The 18997-nt window shown below is 33.4% G+C and carries 19 protein-coding genes, 1 other RNA gene and 2 pseudogenes; 16 read left to right on the forward strand and 6 right to left on the reverse strand.

From position 1 onward, the window contains the following. From AB3I42_RS02775 to AB3I42_RS02820, 10 genes are all read left to right on the forward strand, one after another. A partial coding sequence (locus tag AB3I42_RS02775) for a phage tail protein (RefSeq protein ID WP_368022244.1) occupies positions 1–1941 on the forward strand: 1941 nt, incomplete at its 5' end. Further along, a complete protein-coding gene (locus AB3I42_RS02780; RefSeq protein WP_073460762.1) occupies positions 1941–2120 on the forward strand; it encodes a phosphoribosyl-ATP diphosphatase in 180 nt (59 codons plus the stop codon). The genes AB3I42_RS02775 and AB3I42_RS02780, both read left to right, overlap by 1 nt. 2 nt (positions 2121–2122) lie before the next feature. Then, a complete protein-coding gene (locus tag AB3I42_RS02785; RefSeq protein ID WP_181914387.1) occupies positions 2123–4072 on the forward strand; it encodes a hypothetical protein in 1950 nt (649 codons plus the stop codon). After that, positions 4072–4794, forward strand: a complete 723-nt coding sequence (locus tag AB3I42_RS02790) for a glycerophosphodiester phosphodiesterase family protein (RefSeq protein ID WP_058128549.1) — start codon at positions 4072–4074, stop codon at positions 4792–4794. The genes AB3I42_RS02785 and AB3I42_RS02790 overlap by 1 nt, the downstream gene beginning before the upstream one ends. Positions 4795–4847: 53 nt before the next feature. Then, positions 4848–5666 carry a glycerophosphodiester phosphodiesterase family protein gene (locus AB3I42_RS02795; protein ID WP_181914388.1) on the forward strand — a complete coding sequence of 273 codons (819 nt, stop codon included), beginning with the start codon at positions 4848–4850 and terminating at the stop codon, positions 5664–5666. 53 nt (positions 5667–5719) lie between these two features. Then, positions 5720–5941 carry a hypothetical protein gene (locus tag AB3I42_RS02800; RefSeq protein WP_053766721.1) on the forward strand — a complete coding sequence of 74 codons (222 nt, stop codon included), beginning with the start codon at positions 5720–5722 and terminating at the stop codon, positions 5939–5941. Then, positions 5941–6138 (forward strand): phage holin, encoded by a 198-nt coding sequence (locus AB3I42_RS02805; protein ID WP_034698416.1) that lies wholly within the window; start codon positions 5941–5943, stop codon positions 6136–6138. The genes AB3I42_RS02800 and AB3I42_RS02805 overlap by 1 nt, the downstream gene beginning before the upstream one ends. 10 nt (positions 6139–6148) lie before the next feature. Continuing rightward, complete coding sequence (locus AB3I42_RS02810; protein ID WP_161440307.1) at positions 6149–7165, forward strand: N-acetylmuramoyl-L-alanine amidase; 1017 nt, start codon at positions 6149–6151, stop codon at positions 7163–7165. Between the two features lie 250 nt (positions 7166–7415). Then, positions 7416–8432, forward strand: a complete 1017-nt coding sequence (locus AB3I42_RS02815) for a hypothetical protein (protein ID WP_368022245.1) — start codon at positions 7416–7418, stop codon at positions 8430–8432. A 33-nt stretch (positions 8433–8465) separates the two neighbouring features. Beyond that, positions 8466–10016, forward strand: coding sequence for a hypothetical protein (locus tag AB3I42_RS02820; protein ID WP_368022246.1), 1551 nt, complete (start codon positions 8466–8468; stop codon positions 10014–10016). A gap of 382 nt (positions 10017–10398) precedes the next feature. Here the strand turns inward: AB3I42_RS02820 and AB3I42_RS02825 are convergent. Further along, positions 10399–10664 (reverse strand): annotated as a pseudogene (locus tag AB3I42_RS02825) (transposase); the annotation flags it as partial. Positions 10665–11056: 392 nt separating this feature from the next. Between AB3I42_RS02825 and AB3I42_RS02830 the strand changes: the two are divergent. The 3 genes from AB3I42_RS02830 to AB3I42_RS02840 all read left to right on the forward strand — a co-directional run bounded on the left by AB3I42_RS02830 (position 11057) and on the right by AB3I42_RS02840 (position 12535). Beyond that, complete coding sequence (locus AB3I42_RS02830; RefSeq protein WP_053766822.1) at positions 11057–11251, forward strand: hypothetical protein; 195 nt, start codon at positions 11057–11059, stop codon at positions 11249–11251. 293 nt (positions 11252–11544) lie between these two features. Further along, positions 11545–11742, forward strand: a complete 198-nt coding sequence (locus AB3I42_RS02835; RefSeq protein ID WP_285760938.1) for a cold-shock protein — start codon at positions 11545–11547, stop codon at positions 11740–11742. Between the two features lie 529 nt (positions 11743–12271). Beyond that, positions 12272–12535, forward strand: coding sequence for a hypothetical protein (locus AB3I42_RS02840; RefSeq protein WP_002337238.1), 264 nt, complete (start codon positions 12272–12274; stop codon positions 12533–12535). Between the two features lie 250 nt (positions 12536–12785). On the opposite strand, the gene AB3I42_RS02845 is transcribed toward AB3I42_RS02840, so the two are convergent. The 3 genes from AB3I42_RS02845 to AB3I42_RS02855 form a co-directional block, all read right to left on the reverse strand. Then, entirely contained in the window at positions 12786–13088 is a 303-nt protein-coding gene (locus AB3I42_RS02845) for a DUF5960 family protein (protein ID WP_081125522.1), read from the reverse strand. A 220-nt stretch (positions 13089–13308) separates the two neighbouring features. Next, positions 13309–13676, reverse strand: a transfer-messenger RNA (tmRNA) gene (gene ssrA / locus AB3I42_RS02850). 189 nt (positions 13677–13865) lie between these two features. Beyond that, complete coding sequence (locus AB3I42_RS02855; RefSeq protein ID WP_010737850.1) at positions 13866–14639, reverse strand: Cof-type HAD-IIB family hydrolase; 774 nt, start codon at positions 14637–14639, stop codon at positions 13866–13868. Positions 14640–14781: 142 nt separating this feature from the next. On the opposite strand from AB3I42_RS02855, the pseudogene AB3I42_RS02860 reads away from it, so the two are divergent. From AB3I42_RS02860 to AB3I42_RS02870, 3 genes and pseudogenes are all read left to right on the forward strand, one after another. After that, positions 14782–15139, forward strand: a pseudogene (locus AB3I42_RS02860) (SdpI family protein). Then, positions 15114–15830: a response regulator transcription factor gene (locus AB3I42_RS02865; RefSeq protein ID WP_010718417.1), complete on the forward strand. Its 717-nt coding sequence runs from the start codon at positions 15114–15116 to the stop codon at positions 15828–15830. The pseudogene AB3I42_RS02860 and the gene AB3I42_RS02865 overlap by 26 nt, the downstream one beginning before the upstream one ends. Then, a complete protein-coding gene (locus AB3I42_RS02870; protein WP_010718416.1) occupies positions 15830–17272 on the forward strand; it encodes a HAMP domain-containing sensor histidine kinase in 1443 nt (480 codons plus the stop codon). The genes AB3I42_RS02865 and AB3I42_RS02870 overlap by 1 nt, the downstream gene beginning before the upstream one ends. Before the next feature lie 274 nt (positions 17273–17546). Here AB3I42_RS02870 and AB3I42_RS02875 read toward each other — a convergent pair whose 3' ends face one another. Next, entirely contained in the window at positions 17547–18053 is a 507-nt protein-coding gene (locus AB3I42_RS02875; RefSeq protein ID WP_010718415.1) for a hypothetical protein, read from the reverse strand. Further along, entirely contained in the window at positions 18040–18768 is a 729-nt protein-coding gene (locus tag AB3I42_RS02880) for a hypothetical protein (RefSeq protein WP_368022247.1), read from the reverse strand. The genes AB3I42_RS02875 and AB3I42_RS02880 overlap by 14 nt, the downstream gene beginning before the upstream one ends. Between the last annotated feature and the right edge of the window lie 229 nt (positions 18769–18997).

Below are 18997 nucleotides of genomic sequence, written 5' to 3' on the forward strand. Positions count from 1 at the left end.
AATTCAATGATCCAAGCGCTGCAGTATGTGGAGTTAACCGATAACGAAAATGAATATATTGGCTTGTATCGGATTATGCCATCAACGATCCAAAAAGATCCAAGTAATTATTCCATCAAATACACAGCAATACATGTAATAGGGACGCTATTGGATAGTGTCCTTTTTGGTTACCATGAGTTAGTTAACCGAACAACTACCGACGTGATCAACTATGTATTGAATCAGCAGAAAACAAAGCATTGGGTTTTAAAAAAATGTGAATTCACTCGATATTTCAGCTATGCCTGGGAGAACGAAAATGGGTTAGCTGATGCGTTGTTTTCTATACCGAAAGCTTTTGATGAAGATTATATGTGGACATGGAATACACAAGTCTATCCATTTGAGTTATCGCTTGTAAGACCACCGACAGAACCGATTTGCCGGATTCAAGAAGGCTATAACATGGAAGGATTTGAAATTGAGACCGATCCGAATAATTTGGTTAATCGAGTATACCCGCTTGGTGCTGGCGAAGGCGTGAATCAACTGAATATTAAATCAGTCAATAATAATATTCCATATGTAGAAGATACCGATTCGATAAAGAAATATGGCTTGATCGAGTACGTTTGGGTGGATCAACGTTTTACCATTGCCCAAGCACTGAAAGACAATGCAATCAGCATGTTGAAAAAGTGGTCCATTCCGAAAGTGTCTTGGAAGGTATCTGCAGCTGATTTAATCAAATTGACGGATACACCTTTAGAAATCGATAAATTGCGACAAGGTACAGTCGTAATGATCAATACAAATGAGTATGGATCATTTAACCTAAGAATAAAAAAAGAAAGCAAATCAGATGTGTTCGGTGCACCGCAGTCCATTCAATTAGAACTAGGAAATCTGAAAGATGATATCAGTACAACGATGTCCGATCTTAGTCGTAAACAGCAGATTAATGAGACGTATAGTCAAGGAGCCACCAATATTTTGAATTATTCATACCAGGACAATTGCGAATCTGCTTATCCTGCTGAGATTGAGTTCTATCTAGATGATGATGTTTTCCATGTGAATACCGTCGAACTGACTTTCAAAACAAAACGTTACCGAGGTTATACCAAAGCGGTAAAAGGCGGTGGCGCTAAAACGATCACCAGCGAAGCGGGTGGCCAATCGACACAAACCAGTTCAGCAGGTGGTGGAAGTCGTCAAACAAGCTCGGCCGGTGGTGGATCCGTTCAATCGACTACAGCTGGCGGAGGCGGAGTAACAACATCCGGCTCTGGTGGTGGTTCTTATCAAGGTTCTTCAACTAGCGTGGGAGGAGGCTCAACACAAACCTCTAGTGCAAATGGTACACACAGACATATGATGTTTGAGTCGGTCGATGGTTCTGGCCCTATTCAAACAACACGATATAAAGCTTATGGAAGTAGTCTTATGCAAATGCAAGGATCCCCAGGGAAAATTTATACGGCAGAAGCTGCGGATAATCATACGCATAATGTAAGTATTCCAAATCATTCGCATAATTTTACAATTAATGTGCCAGCACATACGCATAACGTTTCTATCCCAAGCCATGCCCATAGCGTCAATATTCCCAATCATACACATAGCGTAAATATACCGAACCATACGCATACAGTGAAAATTCCGAGCCATAAACATAATGTGGTGCTTCCGGAACATACGCATCCGTTAGAATGGGGAATTTTCCAAGCAAGTGATTCGCCTTCAAGTGTGGATATTGTCGTTGATGGGAAAACAATCCCGCATCATGAAACCAGTCAAAGCAGATTGAATTTAGTTGATTATTTGAAAAAAACAAATAGCAGACAAATACAGCGCGGAAGCCACACGATACAAATTAAGCCAAACAAATTAGCTCGTATTGAAGCACAAGTCACATGTCGTGTCTTTATCCAATCTCAATTAGGAGGTCAATTTTAATGCTAGTTAAAGTAAAAAAAATTAATGGTGAAGAATTCATTGCAGAAGTGAATCAAACTATTCAGGAAATTTATGATGAACTGTCTAATAATTTAGACGGTTCTTTTATTTTATTTGGAGAACGTATTGAACAGAAAATGACAATTGAATCTGTTTATAAAGATAAGGTAGGTGATTGATAATGGCAGTAGAACATATTCAAGAGACTGATACACTTAATCGTGGTCGTATCAAGATAAATGAAGCAATTGATTTAGCAAACAATTCATCTATTAAAGTTGACCAATTCGAAATTGACTTAGCAAAAGGGATTCAAGACGCAAAAAAAATTGCAACAGATGCTGGTAGTGAAGCAAAGAGTATAGCTGAAACTGCTGGTAACGAAGCCAAACAAACCGCTTCTACAGCTGCAACAGAAGCTAAAACAATTGCTGAGACAGCTGGAAATGAAGCAAAAGCAATAGCGGAAAATGCCGGTTTAGAAGCAAATAAAAAAGCGGATCAAGCCATTGCCGATTCGAAAACAGCGGTAGATAATTCCAATCAAGCGATTGGACGAGCTAATCAAAACAAGCAAGAATTCGATGCACTTAGAAATGATTTTGATGATTTAGTTGCCGAATCTGGTGATAGTAATCCCGAAATTGTTCAAGCTCGAACGGATACACAAGGGGTTAAACAAAATACGTTACAGAATCGTTTGACAGCAGATTTTAGTACACGGTTAACAAATGCAGATGCTATTCAGTTATTTAGCGGGCCAGTCAATGTTCCTAAAATGATGGATTTAGCTGGAAAAGTCGCTGGAAATATTGAAGCAAATCCTCATTCAGTTTATACAGATTATACAGCTACTAGCTTAAAGACACCGTCAGCGACTTGGGCTGAAATCACTCAAGAAAACTATAATAAGTTGGTCGGGCGTGATGATCAGGGTGTTTCTGTTGGTTCAAGCCAAGGAAGTGTTATTCCTCAACAATTAAGCAAATTTGACACAGTAAAAGCAATTGAACAATTAGCACCACGAATTTTCGAAGGGATGAGTGTTAGTGAAAAAGTAAAATATATCAAAGATAATTTTATTTCGTTTTCAGTTACGACACGAGCAAAAGCGAGCTCTCCAAACAATAAAAATATAAAAATCGGGGTTTTTGTTGAATCTGCTGACTCTTATACAACGAAGATTCAAGGAGATGCAACAGATTTTACTGATTTCACAACAGAAATTAACGATAATAATTTCATTGATTCAAATGGTTTTATTCATGTTTTATCGTATGCAGATAGCTCAAATGGAGTAACAGCTTCTAATATCAATACTGATTATATTGGTGTGCAGTTGATGGTATCTTTGAATCCACTAACAGTACTAAATAAATCGGGTTTTGCTAATGAAGATGATTTGGCGTTAAAAGTAGATAAAACTGAGTTTCAAAAACATCTTGATGATGAAGAAAACCCTCATTCAGTAACTGCTAACCAGGTGGGAGCTTATAGTAAAGAAGAATCAAGTGAAAAATTTGCTGAAAAAACTGAATTAACAAAAGAAAATGTTGGGTTAGGATTAGTAGATAATTACGAAACGGCTTCTCAAAATGATGCAGAAGAGGGACAAGTTTCAAATAAATTTATGACACCGCAAAGAACTAGTCAAACCATAACGAAACGCATAGCCACGGATGAAGAAGCGATAATTGGTACAAACATAAATAAATTAATTACACCAAAAGCTCTGGAGTCCTACTATCAAGACAGAACAAAAGTTGCAGTTGCTAATTATGGTACTCAAGACGTTACATTGACGGCAAAGGATAAACTTACCGAAGCTAGCTGGCGGTATAGACGTATAGGAAACATCATAGAATTTTATGGTAGGTTTAACTTTAAAGCAGCTACTGACATTGTAAATGTGCAAGAGCTTCCTGTTGGTTTTAGATTAAGTTCAGATTTCGATGATACTTCTTGGAACGTACCATTAAACATACAAAAAGCTGCCAATCCAACCGCATATGTTGCAGGTGCATTTGTTGAAAGGCGAGGAACAAATTTATTAAGAATAGGTTCGAATTCAACTGGTAATCACTACGTATCAGGGCGGTGGTATACAGATGACCCTTTCCCGACTGGCTGATGGTTGAAAATTTACGACTATCGGCCCATCGAGGAGCACACACAGTTGCTCCGGAAAATACGGTAGAAGCGTATCAAAAAGCGATTGATTTAAGCTATAGAGCAATTGAATTGGATCCAAGGATTAGTTCTGATGGTGAAATCTTCATTATGCATGATGATACAGTTGACAGAACAACAAACGGGACTGGATATATTGCTGATATGTCTTCAGGGCAAATTCGACAATTGGAAATTGATGCATCGGATTATCCGGAATATCAGAGTAAAGTATTACGTGTACCAACGTTTGAAGAATCTGTAAAAATAATTTCTACAGGGGATATTATATTAAATGTAGATGGATCAAAAGTTGATTGGTCAAATGCTATATTTGCGAAAAGGGCAGTTGATATTTTGAAAAAATATGGGGTCTATAAAAAATCGTTTTTTGTTATTTCAGATGTTAATCAAAGAATTAAATTTAATGAAAGTTATCCGGATGCGACACTATCTTGGTTGCTTACAGATGAGAATTTGATTGACTCTGCAATTTCTGAAGCAAAAAAATATCAACGAGCGCTATTGTCTATTCCTTTAGAGTTAGCAACAGAGGTAGTTTTTGAAAAATTGAGAAATACAAATATTTATTATCAAATATATAATGTGAATAGAATAATCGATCTGAAATACCTTACTTCAAAAAAAGTTCGGATGGTAGAAACAGATACTTTATTGCCGTAGTCTTTTTTGTATCCTTTTATTTTGATATACTTGTTTTTGAGGTGATTCTGAAAGTGAAAAAAATATTAGGAACATTAATTGCGTTTTCCTTTGTTTTGACTGGATGTGTTTCTGCATCCAATAATTTATTGAACCATAAAGAAACTTACCTAGTAGCCCATAGAGGTGCACATATAGTTGCTCCTGAGAATACAGTTGAAGCTATGAGAGAAGCAAAGTCACTTGGCTATAATGCAGTAGAAGTTGATGTAAGAACTAGTAAAGATGGAGTGAATTTCTTGATGCACGATGACACTCTTGATAGGACAACAAACGGAGAAGGTCAACCAGAAAGGTTTACAATCAAACAGCTTAAAGAATTGTCGATAGATACTTCAAATTATCCAAAATATAAAGATAAAAAAGTTAATATACCAACTTTTGACGAAGCAATTAAAGAAATAAGTAAAGACAAATTAATTGTTAATGTGGATGGATCAAAGGGAGATTGGAATGACGATAAATTTGTTGGATCAATTGTAAATACATTAAAAAAATACAATGTATATGATCGTTCTTTTTTTGTCCTTACAAATAAAAAAATTAGAGATAAGGTAGTAAAGAATCATCCTGATTGTACGGTTTCATGGTTATATGATTCAAAAAATAACATTGATGATGATATACAACAAGTTAAACAATACAATAAAGCTTTGCTGTCAGTATCAAATGACTTAGCAACAAACCAAGTAATTGAAAAATTAAATAAATCTGGAATTATGTACCAGATTTATGGTGTTAATGATGCTGAAAGGTTTAAAAAGTTAAAATCATTAAAGGTACCTATAGTAGAGACAGATACAATCAATCCGAATAAAATACAGAATAATTAGTATAGAAGTGCACTCCAAAGAGTGCGCTTTTTTTGTTGGAAAGTTGGTGAACTATGAGTATTGATGCGATTATTTCTGCTTTAAGTATTGCAGGAACGTTAATTGGTACGTTTGCAGGTATTGTTTTTTCAAACAAACTGACCATTTATCGAATTGAACAATTGGAGAAAAAAGTTGAAAAGCATAACCATATTGTTGAACGTACTTTTCTATTAGAAGGACGGATGAATGAAGCAGAACACGATATTCAGGAAATGAAAGGAGGCGAGAAGTAATGATTTTACCCGATAAATATTATCAAATTATTAAATGGACAGTACTTACGGTATTGCCTGCCTTATCTGTATTAGTAGCCACATTAGGGAAAGCATATGGATGGAATGGAACAGACATGACAGTACTCACTATCAATGCAGTAGCAACATTTTTAGGCGTTATCACTGGTGTGTCTGCTTATAATTTGAAAAAATAGGAGGAAACAAATGAAGAAGAAAATCATTTTATCATTGAGCCTGTTAACGGCTCTTTTTTTATTGCCTTCGAATGCTTTTGCCTACACTATTAACAATGAATTTAATTTAGGTGTAAATGAAGGTAGCTCACAAGTAGCAAATAATCAGTACATTTTACTGCATGAGACGGCTAACGAAACAGCAACAGGACGAAATGAAGCGCAGTATATGCAACGTTCATGGACTAGCGCTTACACTGCTTATATTGTGGGAGACGGCGGAATTGTTTATCAAGTCGGTCAACCTGGTTATGTACAGTACGGTGCTGGTTCGTATGCTAATGCCAATAGTCCTGTGCAGATTGAGTTACAACACACACATGATAAAGCAACTTTTGAAAAGAACTATAAAGTATACGTTGAATTGGCAAGAGATTCAGCAATGAAATATGGTATTCCATTAACATTAGACACTCCTTATAACCAACCAGGAATCAAATCGCATTTATGGGTAACACAAAATATCTGGGGCGATCATACAGATCCTTACGGTTATCTTTCTGAAATGGGCGTAAGTAAAGAAAAATTAGCATATGATTTAGCTCATGGATTTACCGATGAAAATCCAACTACTTCAGATGATAAACCAGTCATTGATCCAACTAGAGCAGGTGCTGCAAATCCTACGCTGACAGATGGAACAAATTACGCCCACATTGATCAGTTCGGAGAAATCGAAAACGCAAACTTGCATGTAGCAGGATGGCATATTGCTAACTATAAATACGAGTATATTTTCATTATGGATTACAATACTGGAAAAGAATTAGCTCGAGTAAGAGCTGATGGAATTTATAGACCAGATGTAAACCAAGCTTATAATACTTCTGGAAATGTTGGTTATCATGTATCTTTCAATATGCGTAATTTTCCTAATAAGAAAGTCTATGTAATGATGCGGGCAACGAATGATCCAGAGGGAAACACTAAAGGCGGTGCGCAAGATTTCCATGACAAACGTTGGTATTTAAATATTCCGCAACGATAAAAATAGCCCCTCGTTGAGGGGCTGTACATAAAAACTATATATAACATTTTTATTACAAATTTAATGTTACGAATTGCATCAAATATCGTTTTAATGTCATAAACGTTTAACTTGAACTTACGTTCCCTATATGTTAAAGTAATTCCATAATCCTCAAAGATTATATCTGCTAAGAAGCCCGAAAGCTATTGTCTTTAGGGCTTTCTTTTGGTTTAATTAGTTTAGCAGATATGAAAAGAGGAATATACATATGGAAACTTTTTTTACTACAATGCATCATATTGATTTAACAAGCGCTAGTGTAACTTTCAAGAAGATTCAGGCTGAAGATGCACAAAAATATATATCCGATTTAACTGATGAAGTATTACTTAATCCTAATAAGAAGCATTTTTCTATCAGAAGGGATGGAACAGAAGTGGTTAGAGTTGTTCGATCATCTTTCATAAAAAAAATACTTCCTGATGAAGAAAGAGATACAGTAGCTAAAAGATTGTTAGATATAGAAACCAAAACTCAAGAAAAAATTAGTAAATTAGGTAAAAAAATAAAAAAAGGTAGTCTAATACAATCCTTATTTTGTGATAGTGAATTTACGTATTTTGTTATTGCTAAAATTGATTCAAATCGTTTCTTGGATGAGGATGATTTAGTTTCAAGAGCAGGTCTGATTTTTGAGAATAAATCCTTGAAAACTTGTGTGTTTAAATTTAATGAACAAAGTGAAATTGAGGAAGTCATAGTTTCTGACAATAATAAGAAAATATCAGATTATTGGTACAATTTATTCCTTGAGTTGGAACCAATGACAACAGATGAAGAAAATACGAAAACATCATTTACTGTATTATCTAATAGTTTAAAATCGTCTTTAGAAAAAAAATATCCAGCTGATTATACTTTATGTAGAAACAATCTTTTATCTTTTTATAAAACTCAACCAACTTTTAGATTACAAGATGTAGTTGAGAACCTCTTTGATAATTATACTCCAGAATCCGAAGATTTAGATATTGATAAGTTGAAGGGGAATTTCGCTCGTAGCTATTATCGTCGCTTTAAAGATACTGAGTTTAGTATTAAATCCAAAGTAATAAATAAAAAAAAATGGCAAGAAACAAAAACTGTTAATCAATTTGTGGACATCACATTGAATGGCTCTTCAGATCAAATAAAAAACAACATCTCTGCAGAAGAAGTTGATGGCGAAAAATTCATCAAAATAAAATCGACTGAAGAGAAGACCTTTGAAAGTTTTCGTTGGTAAATAAGTGATAAAATGATAGGAAGGTTGCTTCGTATGGAAAAGTTTAAGGAAGAGTTATCCGTCAAAAAAGAAAATCTAAATGAAGTGATGTTTGAACCTCTTCTTGTTAACGATAAAAACTCTGAAGAAATATTATGTATTTTAGAAAATTTATATCAATCAATTAACCAAGCCAGGGATAGTATTACTATTACTTTTTCAGATAAATCCGGCGATGAAAAAGAATATATAGTATTTGAAAATGAATTTTCTGAAATTCGTAAAAATTTAGAGGGAAATATCAATGAATTTTTGAGTAGAGCAGAACTAATCGAAGAAGATTGCTTTTTATGTGAAATTTATATTTCTAAAAAGGAAAAAAAATATCAAGGGTTTATAACTATATCTATATATGATTTAGAAATTTTCTCACTTTTTCTCACTTATAATGATGATTGTTCCCGAAAACTTAGTGTAAATGAGATTCTTGGAAAATTAAAAAGATATTTTTATGATACTGAAGCTATATACCTGTTTGATCTTTTTGATGATGATATACAACTTAGAACTGATCATTTTATCTTTAGTTCTAAGCTAGGACAATTAAAAAAAGAAAACTTAACAATTGAAAAAAAATATATTGCCAATTTGACAGAATATACCAATATTTCTCCGTTACCTTTTTTTTCCCCTAGTGATTTTTTTGTTAAGGAGTCCCAAGAAAATATAGGTTTAACTGAGTTTTTTGACAAATTATGCCTTCTATTATCTTTAAGTTCATTGGCAAATATTTCTGTCTTGGAAGATGACACTCTAAATATTAAATTTTATGGTCAAAAAACAGTGGCTGAAGAGATTAACTTTTCTACTTTAGTAACTGATAAAGATATTGTAAATAGTTTTTATGAAATATATTGCTGGGTTTTTTATAATAAAGATTCATATGAGAAAATCAGCCTTACTAGAAATATCATAACGCTTTTTTATGATGGTAATTCTATTTTTAATAACATTCAAAACATCTTACCTTCAATAAAATCTAATTATGAAATATATCTAAAAGAAAATGTAGATAGATATATCCAAATTTTGAATAATGTAATTTTACTTATTCAAAATTTGGATACAGAAATTCAAGATAAAGCAACAGCTTTTTCTAATGATTTCAAAAAAAACTTCACCAGTTTTTTTACATTTATAATATCCACTATACTATTTAATACATTATCTACTGGGAAAATAGAAAATATATTTACTCCTGAGATAACGATTATAACAGTTGCTATGCTAATAATATCTATTATTTACTTAATAATAAGCAATTTTGAAATAAACAATCAAATAGATCAATTAAACCAACAATATGAAAAAAATAAACAATATTATAGTTCTATATTAAATGAAAAAGACATTGAACGCATTTTTGCCAATGACATGGAGTTAAGCAAAGCAATCATGGTAACAAAACGAAAAAATATACTCGTTCTTTGGATTTCTTCTATAATAATAATATTTACCACGTTAGTGATTATTGGAGATTTTTCTTTATTGATAGATGCTTGTAATAATCTTTTAAATAGCTTAGAAAAAATTAAATTAATATAATACGACATATTACGCAAGTATATTTGCACTTTTTGCCACCAGTTTGCCACCGTAAATTGAGATTTTCACAGATGTTTTAGGCAAGTTTGAAAATAGCAGAGTATAATCGCTACCTTTGGAACACTGATTAACAGTTAGTTAGAGCTTATTTCAGATTATGAGGGAAGCGTATAGTTGTAACCTAGCGAAAAGAAGCCTTCATGGCTGTTCTGAAAATGGATGAGGATGAACCGAAGAAATAGCAAAGGGTCTAGCCATTGAGCTAGACCCTTTTTCATCTGTTTTTCCCACGGTTTTCCCAGGCTCTTTGTCAAATGATGTTGGTAAAGAGAAATCTTAGAATAATTTGAGCAGAAAGAAGAAAAACTTCTTTCCGTTCTTTTTATTTGGTTAAAATAGTTTTACCGTGTCGAATCATGATCCGACGTTTGAAATGATAAAAATTTCGAAACCCATAAGCATTGCTTTTAATACTTTAATATGGTTGTTTAAACATTCGAGTGGTCCGTTTGAATAACTGTAGCGGAGGGCGTTTTGGATCTGCGGCAGAAACTTTTTAAATGTTCGCAAAGTTGTCGCATAAGTTTCAGGTAGCCGGCTGACTTCTCTGGATAAACAGTCCTCAAATAGTGAATGATCTCTTTTCTTTTTAAGATTGATGACATCTACTCAGAGCTACTTGAAAGAGTAGCTCTTTTTAGTTGTTTTTGATTAATCTATTTTATAAAAAATAGATTGTATTTCTATTCTGCCATTTTTGGTTAAATATAATGTTTTTTATTATTAGGTAATATTTTTTATATTAGATATAACAAAAACAAATAAAAAAACTTAATTTAATAGATTATAATTATAATGTGCTACAAGATATTACATGTTGTATTCGCATTATTCAGGTTAAACTATGTAGCACAAAATAAATTTCGTAGTAACTACGATCAACCTCACAAAGATCTCCTGTATTTTACTGCGATTTATTATCTATGAGACTGCTCATAAGAGTAGTCTTTACATAAAAAACTAATAAAGAAGGTATCACTATGTATTATGTAGAAGTACAAACACGAGGAGTAAAAAACAAACAATATGTCAAAAGTGTAATCAATAATTATCCACTATTAGGATCATGGAAAGAGGCTGAACCATTTTCAAAAGAATGTGCATTGCAAATAAAATCATTTTTAGAACAAGAACTAATTTGTGGAAAAGCAATAGTCAATATAGTAGAAAAGTAAAATTTATTAAAGTTTTAAGTAAATGATGTAATATTGTAATTAGTGGCGTTAGTCGTTTATTTTCAAATTTTTCATCCTTTAATTAATCATTCTAAATATTTACTCCAAATTTTGTATTAAAAAGTGTATCAAGCAGTTATCCTTGTGTTACCATTGCATCCGTGTTATAGTAATTAAGTAATCTAATTTGAAACGTAATCTGAGCGATATATTCACACTATAAAAACTCCTTTTACCAAGTAATATTAATTGCAACAAAACACGTATTATATACGTATTAGGAGGAAATATATATGAATAACGGTACAGTAAAATGGTTTAACTCAGATAAAGGTTTTGGATTTATCACTGGTGAAGATGGAAATGACGTATTTGCACACTTCTCAGCTATTCAAGGCGATGGGTTTAAAACATTAGATGAAGGCCAAGCAGTTACTTATGATATTGAAGAAGGTCAACGTGGCCCTCAAGCAGTAAATATTGTAAAATAATGTTGAACTTTAAACACCTCATTTGAGGTGTTTTTTTATTTTAAGCTAGATACCGTAATTATTGCTAGCAATTTAGAGTAGTTCGTTACTAATTAAGGAGCAAATAAAATTATTATAATATAAAAAATTAAGCAAATAATAGACTAAAAAATAACTATGTGAGATAATAAACATAGAAAAAAGCTTCAGATACTCCCTCACCCTAGAGTCTTTTCCCAAAAAGATAAGTATCTGAAGCTTTTTTCTTTTTATGACTTGGAAATAATAGCATAAAATAATATCTTTTACAAAGAATAAGTACGAATCTAGTTTTTTGCTATTAAATGTGTAATAATAAATATGCCATCACAACAAAGAATGAAACCCATTATTATCTAGTCTATGTCCATTCTTTTTGTTTGCAGTAGTTGTGATGGTTTTCCGTACCTTTAGCTCAGCTGGTCAGATCAGATGGCTTATAACTATCTGATTGGAGGTTTTAATTCTACAGGGCACATAAAAATTTAGTTACCATTAAGGAGGAACTTTTATGGATAAAAGATTTAAATTTATCAATATTCTCAGTTTATTAATAGGAATATTAGTAAGTATAGAAATTTTTACAACCTGGTTTGGTATGCTATTTTCTAGTCTCATTCCTGTTTTATTAATGGGAGTAATAGGATTTATACTTTCTATTTGGTCATTAAGTAAAAATAGTAGTCTTATTGAAAAAGTTATCTCAGTATGTGGATTGTTGTTAAATATTATCCCTGTAGGATATTTTATATTATTATTTTTTGCAATAGGTTAATATCTTATGTTTTTTGACATGTTATATAGGGAAGTTAATCTATAATTGAAATTATTTTTCAAACATATTTGATATGCACTTTATTTCTTTATTTTAATTTATAAGTATAAAAAAATAAAAAAAATAAATTTAATTATGTTAAAATGATAACGTCATCATATTACACAATCTTAATACTAACTTAAAAAATATCCCTTTTATAAGTATGGTGATAAAATCCGTTCCGGGCTACCTTTTTAGGTAGCCTACTTTAATCTTTATACCTTTCTGGATCAACGAAAGTATACTTTATATAGTCATAACGCCGATGATCGCTACGTGCGTCCGGCACGTCAGTTACGATATCAAACAAAAAATATACGTCTTTCTTCATTCTGGTTTTCGCAGCAGGGATTTTAAAGTAGTTCTTATTAGAATAGTAGAGATTGATTAATAAACTGTCTTCAATTGCTAAAAAGAAAACTTCTGAATCCCATACTTTATAAAAATCTTTGATAAATCTATTCGAAGGATCGAATTTAAACCATAATTGTATTTTTCCTTCCATAAGCATAAAAGTTCACCTCAAAAAGAGTATACGAACGAATGTTCTTTTTGTAAAGATGGAATATCATTGATAATATGGATGGAACATATATATTAAAAAGTGTTCTTTTTGAATGCCATTTTGAATGCCATTTTCATTCATTTAACGAAAACTACCGAAAATAAAAAATGCCTAAATCCTTTTAAAATAAGGGTTTAAGCATTTAGTGAAATCTACCGAAATCTCACAATGGAGACGGCGGGAGTCGAACCCGCGTCCAAACACATCGCCACTTAAAAATCTACGTTCATAGTCAACTCATTTGTGGTTTCGCTTTACAGCTTGCCGAGTGACAGGCATTCTGTATCGCTAGTCTGATGATCTCTTTAACAACTTACAGACGGAAAGTTGTCACGTATCCCACTAAATTTGAGACCCTTACTCGAGCACATGGGCGATGCCGAGAGGATCTACGCTAACTGTTTTTAGGCAGCTAAAGCGTAAGAGTTGTTTTCGTTTTTAGCAGTTATATTTAACTGTAACGTTTTAACGTAGACGTAACCTACGAAACGCAATTCAAGCTCAAACTGTGCCTGTCGAATCCGTAACGTCCCCGTTATAAACAAGGGTTACGTGTATTTTTCATACAATTTATATTATAGCACAAAATTGAATTTTTTCAACGAGAAACGATTACGGAAAAAGCAAATCGTCCGAAGTATCAAGAGATGATTCTCAATAGCTAATACTGTAAAAAATCATCTCTCAGTTACTCGGAAATATACATCGTATTTCGATTAAAAATCAAATCAAGTCAAAATGTTTGAGCGCATGAACGATTCCGCCCTCAGTGTTTTTCTTTGTAATAAAAGTGGATAGTTCTTTGAGATCATTGTAAGCATTGCCCATCGCGATCTTGTTGTCGCATGCTTCTAACAGTGCAAAGTCATTTGGTCCATCACCAAATCCAAATGTAGGCACATCAACAAGGTTTAATTCTTGTTTTAAACGTTTCACTCCTGCACCTTTCGAGATTCCTTTTTTGACCGTGTCAATCGAGTAAGGACCATTTCGATAAAAAGTCAGATCAGGAAATTGTTCATGATAATATTCATCCCCAGATTGAGAGAGGATAAGTAACATATTGATTGGATGATCCAAATAAGCTTGCGGATTGATTTCTGGTACATTTGAATGGATAAAGTTATAGGCATCAATCATCGTTTGTGTGTGTGCAGTACACCAAATATGTTGATGGTTATAAAATGAGAGCTGGTGCCCTTGTATTTGGACATGTTCGAGCATCTTTTGACAGTCTTCAGTTGCGATTATTTCAGAATGAACTTCTTGACCATCCACGCTGATGTAAGAACCATTCATCGTAACTGCAGAGGAAATACCAGCATCTGACATAATATGTTTGATTTCAGCTTCAGTTCGTCCAGTTGCTATGACTGGCAGGACGTTATTTGCCTGTAGTGCTTGCATTGCTTCGGCCACTTCTGGTGTGATTTTTGATTGAGCATCTAACAGTGTTCCATCAAGATCAAAAAAAGTAATTGCACGATAATTTGACACAAAAAAAACCCCTTTTTTATTCGATTACCCCTATCTTAACAAAGAATGAACAAAAGACAAACCTTTCGTGAAGAATTACCGAATATATTGGTTCAAGTTAATTTTTAGAGTATACTAGAAAGAGAGATTTAGGAGGGATCATATGATTTTTTTAGTTGTCGGAGTATTTTTGACTATCCTAGGTTGTTTGTTTCTTTTTATCCCTTCTAAAGGGAATCTGCCTTTTTATGGTTACCACTCACCGCGTGCCACAAAATCCGATGTTCACTGGCGGTTAGCACAAAAAACAAGTGGAAAATATTTTTTTATTTTCGGTTTATTGATGGCCTTGATCGGCTATTTACTAAAATTAACTGGACAGACAAACTATTTTATAATCGAGATGTTGGTTTTAGTTTTTCCAATTATGCCGATTTTTATCTTAACTGAAAAAAAATTACAAGAACTCGATGATAGTATTGGAGGAAATAAAAAATGAATATTTTAATGATAGAAGATAATCAATCCGTATCTGAAATGATGCAGATGTTTTTTTTGAATGAAGGATGGGAAGCAACTTTTAAATATGACGGAAAAGAAGGTCTAGATGCTTTTTTAGAAAGACCGAATTACTGGGACATGATCACTTTAGACCTGAACTTGCCAACGATGGATGGTATGCTTGTTGGAAGAGAAATTCGGAAAGTCTCTAGTACAGTTCCGATCATTATGTTAACAGCTCGTGATTCTGAAAGTGACCAGGTTATTGGATTAGAGATGGGCGCAGATGACTACGTGACCAAACCTTTTAGCCCACTAACTTTGATTGCCCGAATGAAAGCTTTACACCGTCGTAGTGAATTGGTAGAGGTAAAAGAAGAAACAAACAACTCGGACGATCACTTCGATATCGAAACAGATCACTTTAAGATGAATACAAAAACACGTGAAGCTTATTTAAATAAAGCACCAATCGAAGGTTTGACACCGAAAGAGTTTGATCTATTATTTACACTAGCTAAAAAACCACGCCAAGTATTTTCTCGGGAACAATTACTGGAATTAGTGTGGGATTATCAATACTTTGGTGATGAACGAACGGTTGATGCGCATATCAAAAAGCTTCGACAAAAAATCGAAAAGGTTGGACCACAAGTCATTCAAACGGTTTGGGGCGTAGGTTATAAATTTGATGATTCTGGTGTGGCCTAATGCGCTATCTTTACCAGCAGTTATTAGCCTTTTGCGGAATGATCGCGATGATCATTTTGATCGTAGGTGTTTCTTTTACGCAACTGACTAAGCAAACCATTGAAGAAAATAATTACCAACAACTTTTTGGCTATGCAGAATCTGTCGAGAAGACAACACAGACATACACAGACACGTTTCCTCAATTAAGCCAAGATCAAGCGTTTCAAAATGCATTATTATTAACGGAACAAGTCTTATCAGAACAAAATGTCAATTTTATTTTTATCGATAAGAACGAACGGGTCATTTATCCTACTGATAATGTGGTATTGAACTTTACGATTAAAGCGGAACAATGGGATAATCTGCGTCATGGAAGACAAGTAAAATTTACCTCCAACAAAAATATACTAGGACAAAATCAAGCGACGTCTTATGCCTTAGTACCTTTTAATTTAAATCATGAATTTTATGGTGGCTTGGTTGTTAGTCAACCGGCTAAAAATATCGATAATAGTGTTCGGTCGGTCACATTGAATCTGTTTAAAGGTTTTATTTTTTCAAGTATTGTTGCTATATTAGCGAGTTATGCGTTTGCTGCTTTTCAGGTTAAAAGGATCAATCGTTTACGTAATGCAACGAAAGAAGTCACGAATGGAAATTTTGATGTCCAATTGCCAGTTCATGATAAAGATGAATTTGATGAATTAGCGGATGACTTCAACAAAATGACGAATTCTTTAAAAGAATCACAGGCTGAAATCGAAGAGCAAGAAAACCGCCGAAGACAATTTATGGCAGATGCTTCTCACGAAATGCGTACGCCGCTAACCACAATCAACGGGTTACTTGAAGGTCTAAAATATAATGCAATTCCTGAAGACCAAAGAGAAAATGCGATCAACTTGATGAAAAATGAAACAGAACGACTGATACGCTTAGTTAACGAAAATCTAGACTATGAAAAAATCAGAACCAATCAAATCAGTATGGTTATTAAAAGATTCAATGGTACAGAAACATTGAAAAATATTGTGGCACAGCTTGAAACAAAAGCAGAAGCTGCAGGGAATGTTTTAGTTTTACAAGCAGAAGACGATGTGGAAGTGTATGCAGACTATGACCGATTTGTGCAAATCATGGTGAATATCATCCAAAATGCGATTCAATTTACAGAAAATGGAACGATCACGATCTCTTTAGAAAAAGGTTATCTAGAAACGATTATCCGAATTAAGGATACAGGTATCGGAATGACTGAACAACAAATGAAGAGTATTTGGGACCGTTATTATAAAGTTGATCCCTCAAGAAAGAATACAAAATACGGGGAATCAGGACTAGGACTTCCAATCGTTCAACAGTTAGTTCGGCTTCATAAAGGAAAGCTGGAAGTAGAAAGCGAATTGGGGACAGGAACAACATTTACAGTTAAATTACCAGATGTAGAAATAAAATAAACAAAGAGACTGATCCAAAAATTGGTTCAGTCTCTTTTAGTATCTCTAAAAACGAATAAACGGCGTTCAAGAAGCAATTCCTCAACAATAAGCGCTTCTTTCACAGCCTCTTGCTAAACGGCGTTCAAGAAACAACTCCTCAACAATTAAGAGAGGAGCTAAATAGTGTTCAAAGAGCTGATCTTTGGCAATAAGGATGAAACTCTCAAAACATAGGAAGCTGTGAGTTTCATCCTTATTGCATAGGTCGAGTTGCTCTTTCCACGACCTCTTTTTATCGTTCATCATAGATTTGGTCGACATACTGACTATGAGCAATGGTTTCATCATGAGTCAGTAATAGAATGGCGATTTTTTTGTTTTTGACTAGATAATCAAATAGATCAAGAATTTCTTGTGCTTCAATTACTTTAAGTTCATCCAGCACTTCTTCAATGATGAGTTTGTCTTTTTTAGCAAGTAACGCATGCAACAATTGAAGTTTGATTTTATCAAAAAGAGAGAGTTGATCAGGTTCTCTGTTAAGAAGTGCTGGATCAATTTTGAGCATTTCTTGAAAAGATAAACGTTCTTTTTTATTTTCAGATAAATTCAGTAGTACTTGATCTTTGGTTTTTAAATAAGGGAAGAGAGGCCAATCTTTTTGGACGATAAGTAATTGTTTGGGACTCGATACAATCGCTTGTTCTTTTAGCGCTGTTAATAGTTCTTCTTGTTTTGCTTTTGGGCAAAGAATAACAGCTAATTCTCCTAAAGACATTATTGGCTTACATGTATTCATGAAAGATCACCTTACCTTTTTTTAAACGTTGATAGAAAATCGTAAATTGTAAGAGACTAATGCATAGACTGATGGAGATAAGAAGGCCAACCGTTTGTAGGAAACTCTTAAACGTATCGAAGAAAAAAGCATCGTTTACAAAATCAATTTTAAAAAAAGTTTGTTGATCCATCGGTATGGCTAATGGTCGAGTAGTCGATATAAGTGAATGGATGTCAGGTAATTCAAATAATCTTAGACTCCAAAAATTAAGATGTTGTAACAGTGCTTGATAAATGTTTTGAAAAAGCACAATTCCAATAAATAAGAGTGTGCAACAGATCAGTAATGGTAAGATCATTTGCCAGATGATCAAAAGAAAAATTCTAGTTTTCGATAAACCAGCTAAACGCCAGTTGATCAATTCACGTTGGTCTTGTTTTAATGTTCGCTGAAAGAAAAAGATAAATGCGCCAACAAACAAGAACAGTAACAACAAGATCAGCTCGACATAAAATTGTTTCACTGATAGAAAAGACGGAAAGTGTACTTTTAAGGACGTCGTGTCCAAGAAACTAAGACGATCTTCAATTTGTGCATAAAGTGTTGATTGTAAATGATATAAGTTACATACAAGCATCAATAAAAAAGCAGTGACACTTGTAAATAAGCAACTAAAAAGTGTCTGTTTTTTATAATAACGCATTCTTGCAACTGAATAGCGGAGTATTCTCATCACTTTCACCTCATTTTAAATTATAGAAAATGAATATGAATAAAGTATGAAATTCATATAGTAAAATCAGGAAATCCCTATTTTTTAATAAACGAAAATGACGATAAATCAACTGTTCCGCTATATTTTGTGAATAAAATCCAATGTTCATGGATGGTTCTAATACGTGAGTTTAAGCTCTATTTTCTAGAAAAACGCCAGAGTAACTCAAATTAAAGTGCATGAAAAA

Origin of the sequence: Enterococcus sp. C53 (assembly GCF_040887425.1) — a bacterium.
GTDB lineage: Bacteria > Bacillota > Bacilli > Lactobacillales > Enterococcaceae > Enterococcus_B > Enterococcus_B hirae.

Bases quoted from the DNA above. Each gene is read 5' to 3' on its own strand.
- AB3I42_RS02785 (WP_181914387.1), top strand. From the start codon at position 2,123: ATGGCAGTAGAACATATTCAAGAGACTGATACACTTAATCGTGGTCGT.
- AB3I42_RS02820 (WP_368022246.1), top strand. From the start codon at position 8,466: ATGGAAAAGTTTAAGGAAGAGTTATCCGTCAAAAAAGAAAATCTAAAT.
- AB3I42_RS02810 (WP_161440307.1), top strand. From the start codon at position 6,149: ATGAAGAAGAAAATCATTTTATCATTGAGCCTGTTAACGGCTCTTTTT.
- AB3I42_RS02815 (WP_368022245.1), top strand. From the start codon at position 7,416: ATGGAAACTTTTTTTACTACAATGCATCATATTGATTTAACAAGCGCT.
- AB3I42_RS02800 (WP_053766721.1), top strand. From the start codon at position 5,720: ATGAGTATTGATGCGATTATTTCTGCTTTAAGTATTGCAGGAACGTTA.
- AB3I42_RS02840 (WP_002337238.1), top strand. From the start codon at position 12,272: ATGGATAAAAGATTTAAATTTATCAATATTCTCAGTTTATTAATAGGA.
- AB3I42_RS02845 (WP_081125522.1), bottom strand. From the start codon at position 13,088: ATGCTTATGGAAGGAAAAATACAATTATGGTTTAAATTCGATCCTTCG.
- AB3I42_RS02835 (WP_285760938.1), top strand. From the start codon at position 11,545: ATGAATAACGGTACAGTAAAATGGTTTAACTCAGATAAAGGTTTTGGA.
- AB3I42_RS02870 (WP_010718416.1), top strand. From the start codon at position 15,830: ATGCGCTATCTTTACCAGCAGTTATTAGCCTTTTGCGGAATGATCGCG.
- AB3I42_RS02805 (WP_034698416.1), top strand. From the start codon at position 5,941: ATGATTTTACCCGATAAATATTATCAAATTATTAAATGGACAGTACTT.
- AB3I42_RS02780 (WP_073460762.1), top strand. From the start codon at position 1,941: ATGCTAGTTAAAGTAAAAAAAATTAATGGTGAAGAATTCATTGCAGAA.
- AB3I42_RS02875 (WP_010718415.1), bottom strand. From the start codon at position 18,053: ATGAATACATGTAAGCCAATAATGTCTTTAGGAGAATTAGCTGTTATT.
- AB3I42_RS02830 (WP_053766822.1), top strand. From the start codon at position 11,057: ATGTATTATGTAGAAGTACAAACACGAGGAGTAAAAAACAAACAATAT.
- AB3I42_RS02865 (WP_010718417.1), top strand. From the start codon at position 15,114: ATGAATATTTTAATGATAGAAGATAATCAATCCGTATCTGAAATGATG.
- AB3I42_RS02790 (WP_058128549.1), top strand. From the start codon at position 4,072: ATGGTTGAAAATTTACGACTATCGGCCCATCGAGGAGCACACACAGTT.
- AB3I42_RS02880 (WP_368022247.1), bottom strand. From the start codon at position 18,768: ATGAGAATACTCCGCTATTCAGTTGCAAGAATGCGTTATTATAAAAAA.